Annotated in this window: 7 protein-coding genes, 28 tRNA genes and 3 rRNA genes; 37 read left to right on the plus strand and 1 reads right to left on the minus strand. The window is 39.9% G+C overall.

Going from position 1 to position 15,340, the window contains the following annotated elements:
• Positions 1 to 34 precede the first annotated feature (34 nt).
• Complete coding sequence (locus tag JG554_RS04865; RefSeq protein WP_064209712.1) at positions 35 to 1,324, minus strand: glutamate-1-semialdehyde 2,1-aminomutase; 1,290 nt, start codon at positions 1,322 to 1,324, stop codon at positions 35 to 37.
• Positions 1,325 to 1,405: 81 nt separating this feature from the next.
• On the opposite strand from JG554_RS04865, the gene bcp reads away from it, so the two are divergent.
• The 37 genes from bcp to JG554_RS05050 all read left to right on the plus strand — a co-directional run bounded on the left by bcp (position 1,406) and on the right by JG554_RS05050 (position 15,322).
• Complete coding sequence (gene bcp, locus JG554_RS04870) at positions 1,406 to 1,861, plus strand: thioredoxin-dependent thiol peroxidase (protein WP_046207935.1); 456 nt, start codon at positions 1,406 to 1,408, stop codon at positions 1,859 to 1,861.
• A gap of 6 nt (positions 1,862 to 1,867) precedes the next feature.
• Positions 1,868 to 2,818, plus strand: a complete 951-nt coding sequence (locus JG554_RS04875; protein ID WP_070039307.1) for an NAD(P)-dependent oxidoreductase — start codon at positions 1,868 to 1,870, stop codon at positions 2,816 to 2,818.
• Between the two features lie 94 nt (positions 2,819 to 2,912).
• Positions 2,913 to 3,374, plus strand: coding sequence for a peroxide-responsive transcriptional repressor PerR (perR, locus tag JG554_RS04880; protein WP_046207933.1), 462 nt, complete (start codon positions 2,913 to 2,915; stop codon positions 3,372 to 3,374).
• Positions 3,375 to 3,993: 619 nt separating this feature from the next.
• Positions 3,994 to 5,544, plus strand: a 16S ribosomal RNA gene (locus JG554_RS04885).
• A gap of 102 nt (positions 5,545 to 5,646) precedes the next feature.
• A tRNA-Ile gene (locus JG554_RS04890) sits at positions 5,647 to 5,723 on the plus strand.
• A gap of 21 nt (positions 5,724 to 5,744) precedes the next feature.
• Positions 5,745 to 5,820, plus strand: a tRNA-Ala gene (locus JG554_RS04895).
• A 194-nt stretch (positions 5,821 to 6,014) separates the two neighbouring features.
• A 23S ribosomal RNA gene (locus JG554_RS04900) occupies positions 6,015 to 8,934 on the plus strand.
• A 77-nt stretch (positions 8,935 to 9,011) separates the two neighbouring features.
• Positions 9,012 to 9,126 (plus strand): 5S ribosomal RNA (gene rrf / locus JG554_RS04905).
• Together the 16S, 23S and 5S rRNA genes with 28 tRNA genes alongside form the textbook arrangement of a ribosomal RNA operon.
• A 10-nt stretch (positions 9,127 to 9,136) precedes the next feature.
• A tRNA-Val gene (locus JG554_RS04910) sits at positions 9,137 to 9,212 on the plus strand.
• Between the two features lie 9 nt (positions 9,213 to 9,221).
• Positions 9,222 to 9,297, plus strand: a tRNA-Thr gene (locus tag JG554_RS04915).
• A gap of 6 nt (positions 9,298 to 9,303) precedes the next feature.
• Positions 9,304 to 9,379: transfer RNA gene (locus tag JG554_RS04920), tRNA-Lys, on the plus strand.
• Between the two features lie 13 nt (positions 9,380 to 9,392).
• Positions 9,393 to 9,474, plus strand: a tRNA-Leu gene (locus JG554_RS04925).
• A gap of 3 nt (positions 9,475 to 9,477) precedes the next feature.
• Positions 9,478 to 9,552, plus strand: a tRNA-Gly gene (locus JG554_RS04930).
• A gap of 7 nt (positions 9,553 to 9,559) precedes the next feature.
• Positions 9,560 to 9,648, plus strand: a tRNA-Leu gene (locus tag JG554_RS04935).
• A 12-nt stretch (positions 9,649 to 9,660) separates the two neighbouring features.
• Positions 9,661 to 9,734: transfer RNA gene (locus JG554_RS04940), tRNA-Arg, on the plus strand.
• A 29-nt stretch (positions 9,735 to 9,763) separates the two neighbouring features.
• Positions 9,764 to 9,837, plus strand: a tRNA-Pro gene (locus JG554_RS04945).
• 27 nt (positions 9,838 to 9,864) lie between these two features.
• A tRNA-Ala gene (locus JG554_RS04950) sits at positions 9,865 to 9,940 on the plus strand.
• 28 nt (positions 9,941 to 9,968) lie between these two features.
• Positions 9,969 to 10,042, plus strand: a tRNA-Met gene (locus JG554_RS04955).
• Between the two features lie 26 nt (positions 10,043 to 10,068).
• Positions 10,069 to 10,142, plus strand: a tRNA-Ile gene (locus JG554_RS04960).
• 9 nt (positions 10,143 to 10,151) lie between these two features.
• Positions 10,152 to 10,244 (plus strand) — tRNA-Ser (locus JG554_RS04965).
• Positions 10,245 to 10,283: 39 nt separating this feature from the next.
• Positions 10,284 to 10,376, plus strand: a tRNA-Ser gene (locus JG554_RS04970).
• A gap of 13 nt (positions 10,377 to 10,389) precedes the next feature.
• Positions 10,390 to 10,463, plus strand: a tRNA-Met gene (locus JG554_RS04975).
• Between the two features lie 11 nt (positions 10,464 to 10,474).
• Positions 10,475 to 10,550 (plus strand) — tRNA-Asp (locus tag JG554_RS04980).
• Positions 10,551 to 10,566: 16 nt separating this feature from the next.
• Positions 10,567 to 10,639 (plus strand) — tRNA-Phe (locus JG554_RS04985).
• A gap of 10 nt (positions 10,640 to 10,649) precedes the next feature.
• Positions 10,650 to 10,725, plus strand: a tRNA-Thr gene (locus JG554_RS04990).
• 7 nt (positions 10,726 to 10,732) lie between these two features.
• A tRNA-Tyr gene (locus JG554_RS04995) sits at positions 10,733 to 10,816 on the plus strand.
• Between the two features lie 11 nt (positions 10,817 to 10,827).
• A tRNA-Trp gene (locus JG554_RS05000) sits at positions 10,828 to 10,901 on the plus strand.
• A 2-nt stretch (positions 10,902 to 10,903) separates the two neighbouring features.
• Positions 10,904 to 10,976, plus strand: a tRNA-His gene (locus tag JG554_RS05005).
• Positions 10,977 to 10,988: 12 nt separating this feature from the next.
• Positions 10,989 to 11,060 (plus strand) — tRNA-Gln (locus JG554_RS05010).
• 7 nt (positions 11,061 to 11,067) lie between these two features.
• A tRNA-Cys gene (locus JG554_RS05015) sits at positions 11,068 to 11,141 on the plus strand.
• A gap of 8 nt (positions 11,142 to 11,149) precedes the next feature.
• Positions 11,150 to 11,224 (plus strand) — tRNA-Gly (locus JG554_RS05020).
• 16 nt (positions 11,225 to 11,240) lie between these two features.
• Positions 11,241 to 11,315, plus strand: a tRNA-Gly gene (locus JG554_RS05025).
• A gap of 15 nt (positions 11,316 to 11,330) precedes the next feature.
• A tRNA-Gly gene (locus JG554_RS05030) sits at positions 11,331 to 11,405 on the plus strand.
• Between the two features lie 41 nt (positions 11,406 to 11,446).
• Positions 11,447 to 11,529 (plus strand) — tRNA-Leu (locus JG554_RS05035).
• 224 nt (positions 11,530 to 11,753) lie between these two features.
• A complete protein-coding gene (locus tag JG554_RS05040) occupies positions 11,754 to 12,821 on the plus strand; it encodes a PTS sugar transporter subunit IIC (RefSeq protein WP_046207642.1) in 1,068 nt (355 codons plus the stop codon).
• A 322-nt stretch (positions 12,822 to 13,143) separates the two neighbouring features.
• Positions 13,144 to 14,607 (plus strand): ABC transporter substrate-binding protein/permease, encoded by a 1,464-nt coding sequence (locus tag JG554_RS05045; RefSeq protein WP_070039615.1) that lies wholly within the window; start codon positions 13,144 to 13,146, stop codon positions 14,605 to 14,607.
• Positions 14,600 to 15,322, plus strand: a complete 723-nt coding sequence (locus JG554_RS05050) for an amino acid ABC transporter ATP-binding protein (protein WP_070039613.1) — start codon at positions 14,600 to 14,602, stop codon at positions 15,320 to 15,322. The genes JG554_RS05045 and JG554_RS05050 overlap by 8 nt, the downstream gene beginning before the upstream one ends.
• Positions 15,323 to 15,340 lie beyond the last annotated feature (18 nt).

The raw sequence follows: 15,340 nt of genomic DNA on the forward strand, positions 1-15,340 counted from the left end.
CTTGTTATACAACGATTCCCTATAAAATTCAAGTTTATTTCATTTGACTAAAAGCATAATCTACAGCATCTAATGTTTTTTCAATATCATTTTTAGTGTGTTCAGTTGTTAAAAACCAAGCTTCAAATTTTGAAGGGGCGAGATTAATACCTTGATGTAACATAAGTTTAAAGAATCGTGCAAAAGCATCACCATCTGAATTTTCAACTTGATCATAGTGTGTGACAATTTCGTTTGTAAAATAGAGCGTTAATGCACCATAAACTCTATTGACTGTAGCAGTGATATTGTGTTTTTGTATTAATTTATTTAAACCATCTTCTAATTGTTGACCTAGGCTATCTAAATATTCATAAATACCATCTTGTTCTAATACTTCTAATAATGCGATGCCTGCTTTCATGGATAATGGATTTCCAGCCATCGTTCCAGCTTGATATGCAGGGCCTAGGGGAGCAACTTGTTCCATAATATCTTGTTTACCACCATAACCACCGATAGGTAAACCACCACCTACAATTTTACCGAAGGCAGTTAAATCTGGATAAACTTGGTATAAGTCTTGTGCACCACCATAATGGAAACGAAAAGCGGTAATAACCTCATCATAAATCACTAAACTTCCATTATTATGTGTAATTTCATTTACTTGTTCTAAAAATCCTGGTTTAGGTTTAACCATACCAAAGTTACCTACAATAGGTTCAACGAGTACTGCTGCAATATCATCTCCCCAATAATCAATGGCTTCTTTATAAGATTCTATATCATTATAGGGTACTGTGATGACTTCTTGGGCTACACTTTGAGGTACACCGGCAGAATCGGGTGATCCTAATTGGGAAGGTCCGCTCCCAGCTGCAACTAAAACTAAATCTGAATGACCATGATATTGGCCAGAAAATTTAATTATTTTATTTCTTTTAGTATACGCACGTGCCACACGTATTGTCGTCATTACAGCTTCAGTACCAGAATTAACGAAACGAATCTTTTCTAATGAGGGGATAGCATCGCGTAATTTCTTAGCGAAGTTTATTTCAAGTTCTGTTGGCGTTCCATATAATACGCCAAGTGCTGCTTGTTCTTGAATAGCTTGAGTTACATGAGGATGAGCATGACCAGTAATTATTGGTCCATAAGCTTGTAAGTAATCGATATATTTATTGCCATCTACATCATATAAATAAGCGCCTTGGCCAGATTTCATCATTACAGGAGCACCACCACCTACAGCTTTATATGAACGAGAAGGTGAATTTACGCCTCCTAATATATATTCATTTGAGTAATTTTGAAGTCTTTCACTTTCAGTAAATTTCATTAATATCAACCTCTTTTATTTAATATTTTCGTTTATTATCGTATCATATAATTATTAATAAAAAGAAATAGGGTGAGTTATTTGTTGAAAAAAGGAGATCAATTTCCGGAATTTAGACTTGAGAATCAAAATGGTGATATTATTTCTAATGACACATTAAGAGGAAATAAAGCAGTGCTTTATTTTTATCCGAGAGATAACACGCCAACATGCACGACAGAAGCCTGTGATTTTAGAGACAATTTATCATATTTTAATGAACTTAATACAAAAGTTTATGGAATTAGTGGAGATACAAAGAAAAAACATCAAAACTTCAGCGAAAAACATAGTTTGAATTTTGATTTATTGGTAGATGAAAATTATCAATTATCCGCGGAAGTGGGTGTATATCAACTAAAGAAAAATTTTGGAAAAGAAAGTATGGGAATAGTAAGAACTACGTTCATTATTGACGAAGATGGCGTTATTATCGATGTCATAGAAAAAGTAAAAGTAAAATCACAAATGGACGAATTAAAAGCAATTCTGGGGTGATTAGAGATGAAGGCAGTCAGTTTACAAAGAATGGGAGATTTAGAAAATGATTTAGTTGAAGCTTTTCCAAACGTTAAGTTTATATTTACACAGGGTGTTTCTGATATTAATGACCATGATAAAAAGGATTTGGACATACTATTTGGATATGATGGTAAATTAGATGAAGATTTTTTGGAGTCATGCTCGAATCTGAAATGGTTGGCCTGGTATGCTACCGGTGTAAACAAGCTTCCTTTAGACTATATCGATAGTAATAATATCTTGTTGACGAATGGTCGAGGTGTACACGCAAAACAAATGTCTGAATTTATCATGGCGTTTATATTAGATGACTATAAAAAAATGAAGACTTCATTTATTAATCAAACAAATAAAAAATATGATTCGAAGCTAACTGGAAAAAGAGTAAGCGGGCAAACCCTTTTATTTTTAGGGACAGGAAGTATAGCGCAAAAAACAGCAACCATTGCTAACGCGATGGACATGATTGTACAAGGTGTTAATACAACTGGTCGTGATGTAGAAGGGTTTTCCAAAACGTATACTATCGATAATTTATTTCAAGCACTAGAAGAAGCAGATATTGTTGTTAATACGTTACCAGAAACGAAAGAAACAATACATCTACTACAAAGAGAACATTTTGAAAAGATGAAAAACGCTGCTTTATTTATTAATGTAGGAAGAGGAACAATCGTAGACGAAAATGTAATAGCAAATGTGATGAAAGAAAACATCATACGACAATCATATTTAGATGTGTTTGAAAACGAACCACTTACTCCAGATAACCAATTATATAATATAAATAATATTACAATTACAGCACATATTACGGGCAATGGCACAGAAAACAAACAAGAAGTTACTCAGATATTCAAACGAAATCTTAGTTATTTTCTCAATAACAATACTTTAATTGAGAATGAAGTTGATCCCGATACAGGATATTGATTGAAATGGTCTTTGTTTATTGACAATTCGATAATGCAACAGTTATATTAATATTAAGTAATAATTATTATTAAATAGAAAGATGGTGAGGGACATGAGTGCAGAGATGGAAACAGTTGAACATCAATTAGAAGACTCGATTGCGTCTTTAAGAGATAATGGAATAAGAATAACACCACAAAGACAGGCGATATTGAAGTTTTTAATTGTTTCAGAAACACATCCCACTGCTGATGAGATTTATCAAGCACTTTCACCCGATTTTCCAAATATAAGTGTTGCAACGATATATAATAATTTACGTGTATTTAAAGGAATAGGCATTGTTAAGGAGTTGCCTTATGGCGACGCTTCAAGTCGATTCGATTTTAATACACATAATCATTACCATGTTATATGTGAAAATTGTGGAAAGATTGTTGATTTTCATTACCCACAACTAGATGAAGTTGAACAATTAGCTCAACACGTAACGAATTTTGATGTGACACATCATCGTATGGAAATTTATGGTCTATGTAAAGAATGTAAAGATAAAGAGAATTTACAGCAGTAATTATAATTGAACAATTACGAAAAAAACTATTAAGTTAGAAAGTGCTATATTTATAAATGTAGCACTTTCTATTACTATGAGCTTGTTTTATATCAATATAAGTGAAAGCAAAAAATGCAATTTTAATTGACGGTATAGTGGCTAATGTGTCCCAACAGTACTGATATAATTATACAATTTGACATATTTATACATATAAAAAATAATTAGTTATTACAAAGGTAAAATTTAACTAAAAAGTTATTGAAATTGAATTGACGAGTGAGATTAATCTTGATATTATATAAAAGTCGTCGAAACGAGACGGCTTTAAAACAAACCAAAATAAAAATAATAGAAAGTGTAAATTTGACACTTGTTAAAATTATTGAATGGTTATACAATGTTAAATGTTGAGTTAACAAACGAAACAAACTTAACAATAACAAATGAAAATTTATTATTGACTTAACAAAAACTTAATGTTACAATTAATTCTTGTAACACATCAATGAACATTGAAAACTGAATTGCAATATGTCAACGTTAATTCCGATTTCAACATTAAATGTTGAATCAAAACAACGTGTTATTGATAACACAAATTAGTATTTTATGAGCTAATCAAACATCATAATTTTTTATGGAGAGTTTGATCCTGGCTCAGGATGAACGCTGGCGGCGTGCCTAATACATGCAAGTCGAGCGAACAGATAAGGAGCTTGCTCCTTTGACGTTAGCGGCGGACGGGTGAGTAACACGTGGGTAACCTACCTATAAGACTGGAATAACTCCGGGAAACCGGGGCTAATGCCGGATAACATTTAGAACCGCATGCTTCTAAAGTGAAAGATGGTTTTGCTATCACTTATAGATGGACCCGCGCCGTATTAGCTAGTTGGTAAGGTAACGGCTTACCAAGGCAACGATACGTAGCCGACCTGAGAGGGTGATCGGCCACACTGGAACTGAGACACGGTCCAGACTCCTACGGGAGGCAGCAGTAGGGAATCTTCCGCAATGGGCGAAAGCCTGACGGAGCAACGCCGCGTGAGTGATGAAGGTCTTCGGATCGTAAAACTCTGTTATTAGGGAAGAACAAATGTGTAAGTAACTGTGCACGTCTTGACGGTACCTAATCAGAAAGCCACGGCTAACTACGTGCCAGCAGCCGCGGTAATACGTAGGTGGCAAGCGTTATCCGGAATTATTGGGCGTAAAGCGCGCGTAGGCGGTTTCTTAAGTCTGATGTGAAAGCCCACGGCTCAACCGTGGAGGGTCATTGGAAACTGGGAAACTTGAGTACAGAAGAGGAAAGTGGAATTCCATGTGTAGCGGTGAAATGCGCAGAGATATGGAGGAACACCAGTGGCGAAGGCGACTTTCTGGTCTGTAACTGACGCTGATGTGCGAAAGCGTGGGGATCAAACAGGATTAGATACCCTGGTAGTCCACGCTGTAAACGATGAGTGCTAAGTGTTAGGGGTTTCCGCCCCTTAGTGCTGCAGCTAACGCATTAAGCACTCCGCCTGGGGAGTACGACCGCAAGGTTGAAACTCAAAGGAATTGACGGGGACCCGCACAAGCGGTGGAGCATGTGGTTTAATTCGAAGCAACGCGAAGAACCTTACCAAATCTTGACATCCTTTGACAACTCTAGAGATAGAGCGTTCCCTTCGGGGGACAAAGTGACAGGTGGTGCATGGTTGTCGTCAGCTCGTGTCGTGAGATGTTGGGTTAAGTCCCGCAACGAGCGCAACCCTTAAGCTTAGTTGCCAGCATTAAGTTGGGCACTCTAAGTTGACTGCCGGTGACAAACCGGAGGAAGGTGGGGATGACGTCAAATCATCATGCCCCTTATGATTTGGGCTACACACGTGCTACAATGGACAATACAAAGGGCAGCTAAACCGCGAGGTCATGCAAATCCCATAAAGTTGTTCTCAGTTCGGATTGTAGTCTGCAACTCGACTACATGAAGCTGGAATCGCTAGTAATCGTAGATCAGCATGCTACGGTGAATACGTTCCCGGGTCTTGTACACACCGCCCGTCACACCACGAGAGTTTGTAACACCCGAAGCCGGTGGAGTAACCATTTATGGAGCTAGCCGTCGAAGGTGGGACAAATGATTGGGGTGAAGTCGTAACAAGGTAGCCGTATCGGAAGGTGCGGCTGGATCACCTCCTTTCTAAGGATATATTCGGAACATCTTCTTTAGAAGATGACAAAGGAATAACATTGACATATTGTATTCAGTTTTGAATGCTCATTTGAGTATTCTTAAACGAAGGGGCCTATAGCTCAGCTGGTTAGAGCGCACGCCTGATAAGCGTGAGGTCGGTGGTTCGAGTCCACTTAGGCCCACCATTAGAGTTTAATACGAATTTCGGGGGCTTAGCTCAGATGGGAGAGCGCCTGCTTTGCACGCAGGAGGTCAGCGGTTCGATCCCGCTAGTCTCCACCATAGAAATTGTAATTGTACATTGAAAACTAGATAAGTAAGTAAAATTTATGATTTTACCAAGCAAAACCGAGTGAATAAGAGTTTTAAATAAGCTTGAATTCAAAAAGAAATAATCGCTAGTGTTCGAAAGAACACTCACAGATTAATAACATTTTGGGTTTTCAACCGACGGTTGTCGAGTTGGAAAGCAAATAGATTAAGTTATTAAGGGCGCACGGTGGATGCCTTGGCACTAGAAGCCGATGAAGGACGTTACTAACGACGATATGCTTTGGGGAGCTGTAAGTAAGCTGTGATCCAGAGATTTCCGAATGGGGGAACCCAATACGAGTTATGTCGTATTATTGATACGTAAATACATAGCGTATCGAAGGTAGACGCGGAGAACTGAAACATCTTAGTACCCGCAGGAAGAGAAAGAAAAATCGATTCCCTGAGTAGCGGCGAGCGAAACGGGAAGAGCCCAAACCAACGAGCTTGCTTGTTGGGGTTGTAGGACACTCTATACGGAGTTACAAAGGAATAGGTTAGACGAAGCATCTGGAAAGATGCATCAAAGAAGGTAATAATCCTGTAGTCGAAAATCTGTTCTCTCTTGAGTGGATCCTGAGTACGACGGAACACGAGAAATTCCGTCGGAATCTGGGAGGACCATCTCCCAAGGCTAAATACTCTCTAGTGACCGATAGTGAACCAGTACCGTGAGGGAAAGGTGAAAAGTACCCCGGAAGGGGAGTGAAAGAGAACTTGAAACCGTGTGCTTACAAGTAGTCAGAGCCCGTTAATGGGTGATGGCGTGCCTTTTGTAGAATGAACCGGCGAGTTACGATTTGATGCAAGGTTAAGCAGTGAATGTGGAGCCGTAGCGAAAGCGAGTCTGAATAGGGCGTTGAGTATTTGGTCGTAGACCCGAAACCAGGTGATCTACCCTTGACCAGGTTGAAGTTCAGGTAACACTGAATGGAGGACCGAACCGACTTACGTTGAAAAGTGAGCGGATGAGTTGAGGGTAGCGGAGAAATTCCAATCGAACCTGGAGATAGCTGGTTCTCTCCGAAATAGCTTTAGGGCTAGCCTCAAGTGATGATTATTGGAGGTAGAGCACTGTTTGGACGAGGGGCCCTTCTCGGGTTACCGAATTCAGACAAACTCCGAATGCCAATCAATTTAACTTGGGAGTCAGAACGCGGGTGATAAGGTCCGTGTTCGAAAGGGAAACAGCCCAGACCACCAGCTAAGGTCCCAAAATATATGTTAAGTGGAAAAGGATGTGGCGTTGCCCAGACAACTAGTATGTTGGCTTAGAAGCAGCCATCATTTAAAGAGTGCGTAATAGCTCACTAGTCGAGTGACACTGCGCCGAAAATGTACCGGGGCTAAACATATTACCGAAGCTGTGGATTGTCCGTAGGACAATGGTAGGAGAGCGTTCTAAGGGCGTTGAAGCATGATCGCAAGGACATGTGGAGCGCTTAGAAGTGAGAATGCCGGTGTGAGTAGCGAAAGACGGGTGAGAATCCCGTCCACCGATTGACTAAGGTTTCCAGAGGAAGGCTCGTCCGCTCTGGGTTAGTCGGGTCCTAAGCTGAGGCCGATAGGCGTAGGCGATGGATAACAGGTTGATATTCCTGTACCACCATGAATCGTTTTAAGCGATGGGGGACGCAGTAGGATAGGCGAAGCGTACGATTGGATTGTACGTCCAAGCAGTAAGACTGAGTGTTAGGCAAATCCGGCACTCATAAGGTCAAGCTGTGATGGGGAGAGGAAATTGTTTCCTCGAGTCGTTGATTTCACACTGCCGAGAAAAGCCTCTAGCTAGATTTATGGTGCCCGTACCGCAAACCGACACAGGTAGTCAAGATGAGAATTCTAAGGTGAGCGAGCGAACTCTCGTTAAGGAACTCGGCAAAATGACCCCGTAACTTCGGGAGAAGGGGTGCTCTTTAGGGTTCACGCCCAGGAGAGCCGCAGTGAATAGGCCCAAGCGACTGTTTATCAAAAACACAGGTCTCTGCTAAACCGTAAGGTGATGTATAGGGGCTGACGCCTGCCCGGTGCTGGAAGGTTAAGAGGAGTGGTTAGCTTCTGCGAAGCTACGAATCGAAGCCCCAGTAAACGGCGGCCGTAACTATAACGGTCCTAAGGTAGCGAAATTCCTTGTCGGGTAAGTTCCGACCCGCACGAAAGGCGTAACGATTTGGGCACTGTCTCAACGAGAGACTCGGTGAAATCATAGTACCTGTGAAGATGCAGGTTACCCGCGACAGGACGGAAAGACCCCGTGGAGCTTTACTGTAGTCTGATATTGAAATTCGGTACAGCTTGTACAGGATAGGTAGGAGCCTTAGATACGTGAGCGCTAGCTTACGTGGAGGCGTTGGTGGGATACTACCCTCGCTGTATTGGATTTCTAACCCGCACCATTAATCATGGTGGGAGACAGTGTCAGATGGACAGTTTGACTGGGGCGGTCGCCTCCTAAAGAGTAACGGAGGCGCTCAAAGGTTTCCTCAGAATGGTTGGAAATCATTCATAGAGTGTAAAGGCACAAGGAAGCTTGACTGCGAGACTTACAAGTCGAGCAGGGTCGAAAGACGGACTTAGTGATCCGGTGGTTCCGCATGGAAGGGCCATCGCTCAACGGATAAAAGCTACCCCGGGGATAACAGGCTTATCTCCCCCAAGAGTTCACATCGACGGGGAGGTTTGGCACCTCGATGTCGGCTCATCGCATCCTGGGGCTGTAGTCGGTCCCAAGGGTTGGGCTGTTCGCCCATTAAAGCGGTACGCGAGCTGGGTTCAGAACGTCGTGAGACAGTTCGGTCCCTATCCGTCGTGGGCGTAGGAAATTTGAGAGGAGCTGTCCTTAGTACGAGAGGACCGGGATGGACATACCTCTGGTGTACCAGTTGTCGTGCCAACGGCATCGCTGGGTAGCTATGTATGGACGGGATAAGTGCTGAAAGCATCTAAGCATGAAGCCCCCCTCAAGATGAGATTTCCCAACTTCGGTTATAAGATCCCTCAAAGATGATGAGGTTAATAGGTTCGAGGTGGAAGCATAGCGATATGTGGAGCTGACGAATACTAATCGATCGAAGACTTAATCAAATTTAAAAGTTTTGTTGGTTGAACTAAATTTTACTTACAATCTAGTTTTGAGTGTATAAATTTTATACATGACATTGTCTGGTGACTATAGCAAGGAGGTCACACCTGTTCCCATGCCGAACACAGAAGTTAAGCTCCTTAGCGCCGATGGTAGTCGGACTTACGTTCCGCAAGAGTAGGACGTTGCCAGGCAAATATAAACGGAGGATTAGCTCAGCTGGGAGAGCATCTGCCTTACAAGCAGAGGGTCGGCGGTTCGAACCCGTCATCCTCCACCATTTTAATTTGCCGGCCTAGCTCAACTGGTAGAGCAACTGACTTGTAATCAGTAGGTTGGGGGTTCAAGTCCTCTGGCCGGCACCATCTTTAGAGCCATTAGCTCAGTTGGTAGAGCATCTGACTTTTAATCAGAGGGTCAGAGGTTCGAATCCTCTATGGCTCACCATTAATCAAATAACGCGGGTGTGGCGGAATTGGCAGACGCACTAGACTTAGGATCTAGCGCCTTACGGCGTGGGGGTTCGACTCCCTTCACCCGCATTTGCAGAAGTAGTTCAGCGGTAGAATACGACCTTGCCAAGGTCGGGGTCGCGGGTTCGAATCCCGTCTTCTGCTCCATTATTTTGCCGGGGTGGCGGAACTGGCAGACGCACAGGACTTAAAATCCTGCGATGAGAGATCATCGTACCGGTTCGATTCCGGTCCTCGGCACCATCTTTGAATTAAGCGCCCGTAGCTCAACTGGATAGAGTGCTTGACTACGGATCAAGAGGTTATGGGTTCGACTCCTATCGGGCGCGTAATTTAGATTGCTTTATCCTATGAAAAACGGGAAGTAGCTCAGCTTGGTAGAGCACTTGGTTTGGGACCAAGGGGTCGTAGGTTCGAATCCTGTCTTCCCGATATCTACTAAAATTCATTTAACTAAATGGGGGCTTAGCTCAGCTGGGAGAGCGCCTGCTTTGCACGCAGGAGGTCAGCGGTTCGATCCCGCTAGTCTCCACCATATTTATTGATACAAACTAAATTACAACGGCGGTGTAGCTCAGCTGGCTAGAGCGTACGGTTCATACCCGTGAGGTCGTGGGTTCGATTCCCTCCACCGCCACTATTGTTAGTTGTAAATTATACTCTGGACCTTTAGCTCAGTTGGTCAGAGCTAACGGCTCATAACCGTTCGGTCGCAGGTTCGAATCCTGCAAGGTCCATATAATTTTGGAGGAATACCCAAGTCCGGCTGAAGGGATCGGTCTTGAAAACCGACAGGGGCTTAACGGCCCGCGGGGGTTCGAATCCCTCTTCCTCCGCCATTTTAAAACAATTTAATAGTATAATTATCGTATATTTTTGGAGGAATACCCAAGTCTGGCTGAAGGGATCGGTCTTGAAAACCGACAGGAGCTTAACGGCTCGCGGGGGTTCGAATCCCTCTTCCTCCGCCATTAATATCATTAACGCGGGATGGAGCAGTTCGGTAGCTCGTCGGGCTCATAACCCGAAGGTCGGTGGTTCGAATCCGCCTCCCGCAATTACATAGTTTGGTCTCGTAGTGTAGCGGTTAACACGCCTGCCTGTCACGCAGGAGATCGCGGGTTCGATTCCCGTCGAGACCGCCATTATTTTTAACATTATGGTTCAATAGCTCAGTTGGTAGAGCAATGGATTGAAGCTCCATGTGTCGGCAGTTCGACTCTGTCTTGAACCATTTTATACAAGCCGGCCTAGCTCAACTGGTAGAGCAACTGACTTGTAATCAGTAGGTTGGGGGTTCAAGTCCTCTGGCCGGCACCATTTTCATGGAGGGGTAGCGAAGTGGCTAAACGCGGCGGACTGTAAATCCGCTCCTTCGGGTTCGGCAGTTCGAATCTGCCCCCCTCCACCATTCAATTTAATAGGGGCATAGTTCAACGGTAGAATAAAGGTCTCCAAAACCTTCGATGTGGGTTCGATTCCTACTGCCCCTGCCATGGCGGTTGTGGCGAAGTGGTTAACGCATCGGATTGTGGTTCCGACACGCGTGGGTTCGATTCCCATCAACCGCCCTTATTGATTAATGGGCTATAGCCAAGCGGTAAGGCAACGGACTTTGACTCCGTCACGCGCTGGTTCGAATCCAGCTAGCCCAGTTTTATTGGCGGCATAGCCAAGTGGTAAGGCAGAGGTCTGCAAAACCTTTATCACCGGTTCAAATCCGGTTGCCGCCTCCATGAATTATGCGGGAGTAGTTCAATTTCTAGAACACATTCCTTCCCGGAATGAGATATAGGTGCAAGTCCTATCTTCCGCTCCATTTAATTTAATATTATGCGGGAGTAGTTTAACTCTTAGAACACATTCCTTCCCGGAATGAGATATAGGTGTAAGTCCTATCTTCCGCTCCATTTAATTTATATTATGCGGGAGTAGTTTAACTCTTAGAACACATTCCTTCCCGGAATGAGATATAGGTGTAAGTCCTATCTTCCGCTCCATTATCACTTCCAGGTTGGAAGTTTTTTGTTTATAATATTGAGCCAGCGTGGCGGAATTGGCAGACGCGCGGGACTCAAAATCCCGTTCCTTTTTGGAGTGTCGGTTCGATCCCGACCGCTGGTATAATTAGTGTTTAAATAGAGAGAAAATATCTCAGAAATCCCATATTTATGGGGTTTCTTTTTTTTATGATTTAAAATGTATATGATTTATTTTGAATTCTGGTAGCTAGGTGTATATGCAGAAATTTAATGATTATATCTTAGTTTATAACTTTAAACTTAATATTGTACTTTAGTCGAAAATATAATATTATTAGTCTAATGTTATATTTGGAGGATACAAGAATGGTAAAATCAGGCACAGCTAAAATTACAGGGAAATCATTTTTTGGTAATATTTTACAAGCTGTTGGAGCAGGTGTAGTCATTGCATTAATACCTAATGCATTATTAGGTGAATTATTAAAATTTTTTAAAGAAGGTAACCAATTATTAGAGACTGTTTATCAGTTAGTAGTTTTAATCCAATCATTTATGGCATTTATTATTGGTGTTTTAGCAGCACATCAGTTTAAATTTAATGGGGCTGGCGCCACTATGATAGGTGTTTCCGCTATGATAGGTAGTGGTGCTGTTAAAATGACTGAAGGTGGATTTTTACTTAATGGTACTGGTGATATCATAAATACTATTTTAGTTGTAGTGATAGCTTGTACTTTGTATTTGTTATTACAAAATAAGTTAGGATCACTGGAAATGATTCTATTACCTGTTATTATTCCAGTTTTAAGTGGTGTTATAGGCTTGTTTACATTAGGTTATGTGACAAATGTCACTAAAGGAATCGGTCATATAGTAAATGCCTTTACAGAATTAAATCCATTAATGATGTCAATATTGATTTGTGTTACCTATGCGTTGTTAATGGTTACACCAATATCTGTAGTTGCTATAGCAACGGCAATCAGTTTATCAGGTTTAGGTAGCGGTGCAGCTAATATGGGTATTGTTGCAGCTTGTGTGACATTTTTATTTGGTTCAATTAGAGTTAACGGGGCCGGAGTCAATTTAGTATTGATAATTGGTGCTGCTAAGATGATGATACCTGTTTATTTTAAGCATTTAATTATTGCAATACCGTTAATAATTAATGGAGTGATTGGCGGTTTAATCGCTTACTTTATTGGCATTAAAGGTACACCAATGTCTGCTGGTTTTGGTTATACAGGATTAGTTGGGCCGATTAATGCATTTAATCGAATGGATGGAGATCCTAACATGAATATTATTTTATTAGTATTTGGATACTTTATAATACCATTTGTTTCCGCATTCTTTGTGCATGAAATTTGTAAAAAAATGATGCGTAAATATACAGATGATATTTATAAGTTTGAGATCCCTAAACAGTAATGAAGTAACAAAATTTAATAGATCATAAGTTTTTTGTATTTATTTGCCTTTTATTGTCATTGTGTATGATTACAACAGATATTTAACTTTAAACTGATATAAATAGTTAAAATCAAGACTATACTCAAGCACCTTCATTTAAATGGAGGTGTTTTTTTAATATGCAGTGAATATTACTGTCATCACACCATATCCCAAATACCATTTTATATAATCACATTAACTAGAATTTTTAAAATTAAGAAAAATGACACATATATCATATTGAATATTTTTGCGTTATTATGTATAATAATAAATATTATGGAAAGGGGATAAATAGATGAAACAAATATTGAAAATAATTACCGTTTTTTCACTCCTTATAAGTACTTTAATTATTTACATAAATCCAGAAGTAAATGCTAATGAAAAAGACCAATGGCAAAAAATTAAAGAACGTGGTGAATTGCGTGTTGGTTTATCAGCTGATTATGCACCTTATGAGTTTGAACATAATGTTAATGGTAAATCAAAGTATGCAGGTATTGATATTGATATCGCAAAAAAGATTGCGAAAGATAATCATTTAAAACTGAAAATTGTAAATATGCAATTTGATAGTTTATTAGGAGCGATTCAAACTGGTAAGATTGATATCATTATCTCAGGAATGACACCGACACCTGAACGTTTAAAAGAAGTAAATTTTTCAAAACCTTATATGACAGTCGACCAGAAAATGATTATTAAAAAGTCAGAAACTGATCGTTTTAAAACAATAGAAGATTTTGCGAATAAAAAAATCGGTGTACAAAAACAAACACAGCAAGAAAAAATAGCACAAACTGAAATAGATAATGCACAAATTCAATCTTTAACGCGTGTACCTGAAGTTATAATGTCGTTAAAAAGCGGAAAAGTTAATGGAATGGTGATTGAAGGTCCTGTTGCAGAAGCATATTTAAAACAAAATAAAGATTTAACTTTTGCTAATGATGTTAAATTCAATGAAGGTAGAAAGGAAACGGCAATTGCCTTACCTAAAAATTCTCCAATACTCATGGAGAAATTAAATACTTCAATCAAAGATGTTAAAAATAAAAATTTGCTAGAAGATTATAAAGCGTCAGCTGCTGATGCAATGCAAAAAGATGACGGTAATTTCTTTACAAAATATGGTGATTTTTTCCTAAAAGGAATTAAAAACACAATTTTAATTTCTATAGTTGGTGTTGTTTTAGGAGCTTTATTTGGTGCATTGATTGCATTATTAAAACTAAGTCAAATTAAAATATTGAGATGGATTTCTTCAGCTTATATCGAATTTTTAAGAGGCACTCCTTTATTAGTACAGGTTTTCTTAGTTTATTTTGGTACTACAGCAGTATTAGGTCTAGATATCTCAGCTTTAATATGTGGTATGATAGCACTTGTTATAAATTGTTCAGCATATATTGCTGAAATAATAAGAGCTGGTATAAATGCAGTTGATAAAGGGCAAACTGAAGCCGCAAGAAGTTTAGGTCTTACTTATGGTCAGACAATGAAATCGGTTATTTTGCCACAAGCTATAAAAAACATATTACCGGCTTTAGGTAATGAATTTGTCACTGTGATAAAAGAATCGTCAATTGTATCTGTCATAGGCGTTAGTGAAATAATGTTTAATGCACAAGTTGTACAGGGAGCATCATTTGATCCATTCACGCCGCTTATTGTAGCAGCAATTTTATACTTTATACTTACATTTACTTTATCGAGAGTGATGTATTTCTTCGAAGGGAGATTGAAAGTTAGTGATTAATATTAAAAATTTATATAAATCGTTTGGAAAAAATGAAGTTTTAAAGGGAATTAATCTAACTGTGGATAAAGGTGATGTTGTTGCTATAATAGGTCCTTCAGGTAGTGGTAAAAGTACGCTTTTACGCTGTATGAACCTGCTCGAAACACCTACAAGTGGGGAAGTAGTATTTAAAGAGCATAGTTTAACAAATGAAAAAACTAAATTAGAAGCATTAAGACAACAGATGGGTATGGTTTTCCAAAATTTTAATTTGTTTCCACATAAAAAAGTTATAGATAATATTATATTGGCGCCGAGTTTATTAAAAAAGGGAAGTCAAAATGAATTGAAAAAAGAAGCAATGGATTTGTTGAAAAAGGTTGGATTGGAAGATAAAGCTAATGCATATCCATCTCAATTATCCGGGGGACAAAAACAAAGAGTTGCGATTGCTAGGGCTTTAGCAATGAATCCAGAAGTACTTCTATTTGATGAACCTACTTCAGCATTAGATCCTGAAGTGGTTGGAGATGTTTTAGAAGTAATGAAAACTTTAGCTAAAGAGGGTATGACTATGGTAGTTGTAACACACGAAATGAATTTCGCTAAAGATGTGAGTGATAAGGTTGTGTTTATGGCAGATGGTGTCATTGTAGAATCAGGGACACCACAAAATATTTTTGAACAGCCGCAACATGATAGAACTAAAAACTTTTTAGCACGTGTTTTATAGTTACAAAATGGACCAAGA

The sequence above is a fragment of the Staphylococcus sp. 11-B-312 genome, assembly GCF_016743055.1.
In the GTDB taxonomy this organism is placed as follows: domain Bacteria; phylum Bacillota; class Bacilli; order Staphylococcales; family Staphylococcaceae; genus Staphylococcus; species Staphylococcus ureilyticus.

What these genes read in the sequence shown, in the direction of transcription:
- JG554_RS04865 (WP_064209712.1), bottom strand. Translation starts at nt 1,324, where the DNA reads ATGAAATTTACTGAAAGTGAAAGACTTCAAAATTACTCAAATGAATAT.
- JG554_RS05040 (WP_046207642.1), top strand. Translation starts at nt 11,754, where the DNA reads ATGGTAAAATCAGGCACAGCTAAAATTACAGGGAAATCATTTTTTGGT.
- JG554_RS05045 (WP_070039615.1), top strand. Translation starts at nt 13,144, where the DNA reads ATGAAACAAATATTGAAAATAATTACCGTTTTTTCACTCCTTATAAGT.
- perR (WP_046207933.1), top strand. Translation starts at nt 2,913, where the DNA reads ATGAGTGCAGAGATGGAAACAGTTGAACATCAATTAGAAGACTCGATT.
- JG554_RS04875 (WP_070039307.1), top strand. Translation starts at nt 1,868, where the DNA reads ATGAAGGCAGTCAGTTTACAAAGAATGGGAGATTTAGAAAATGATTTA.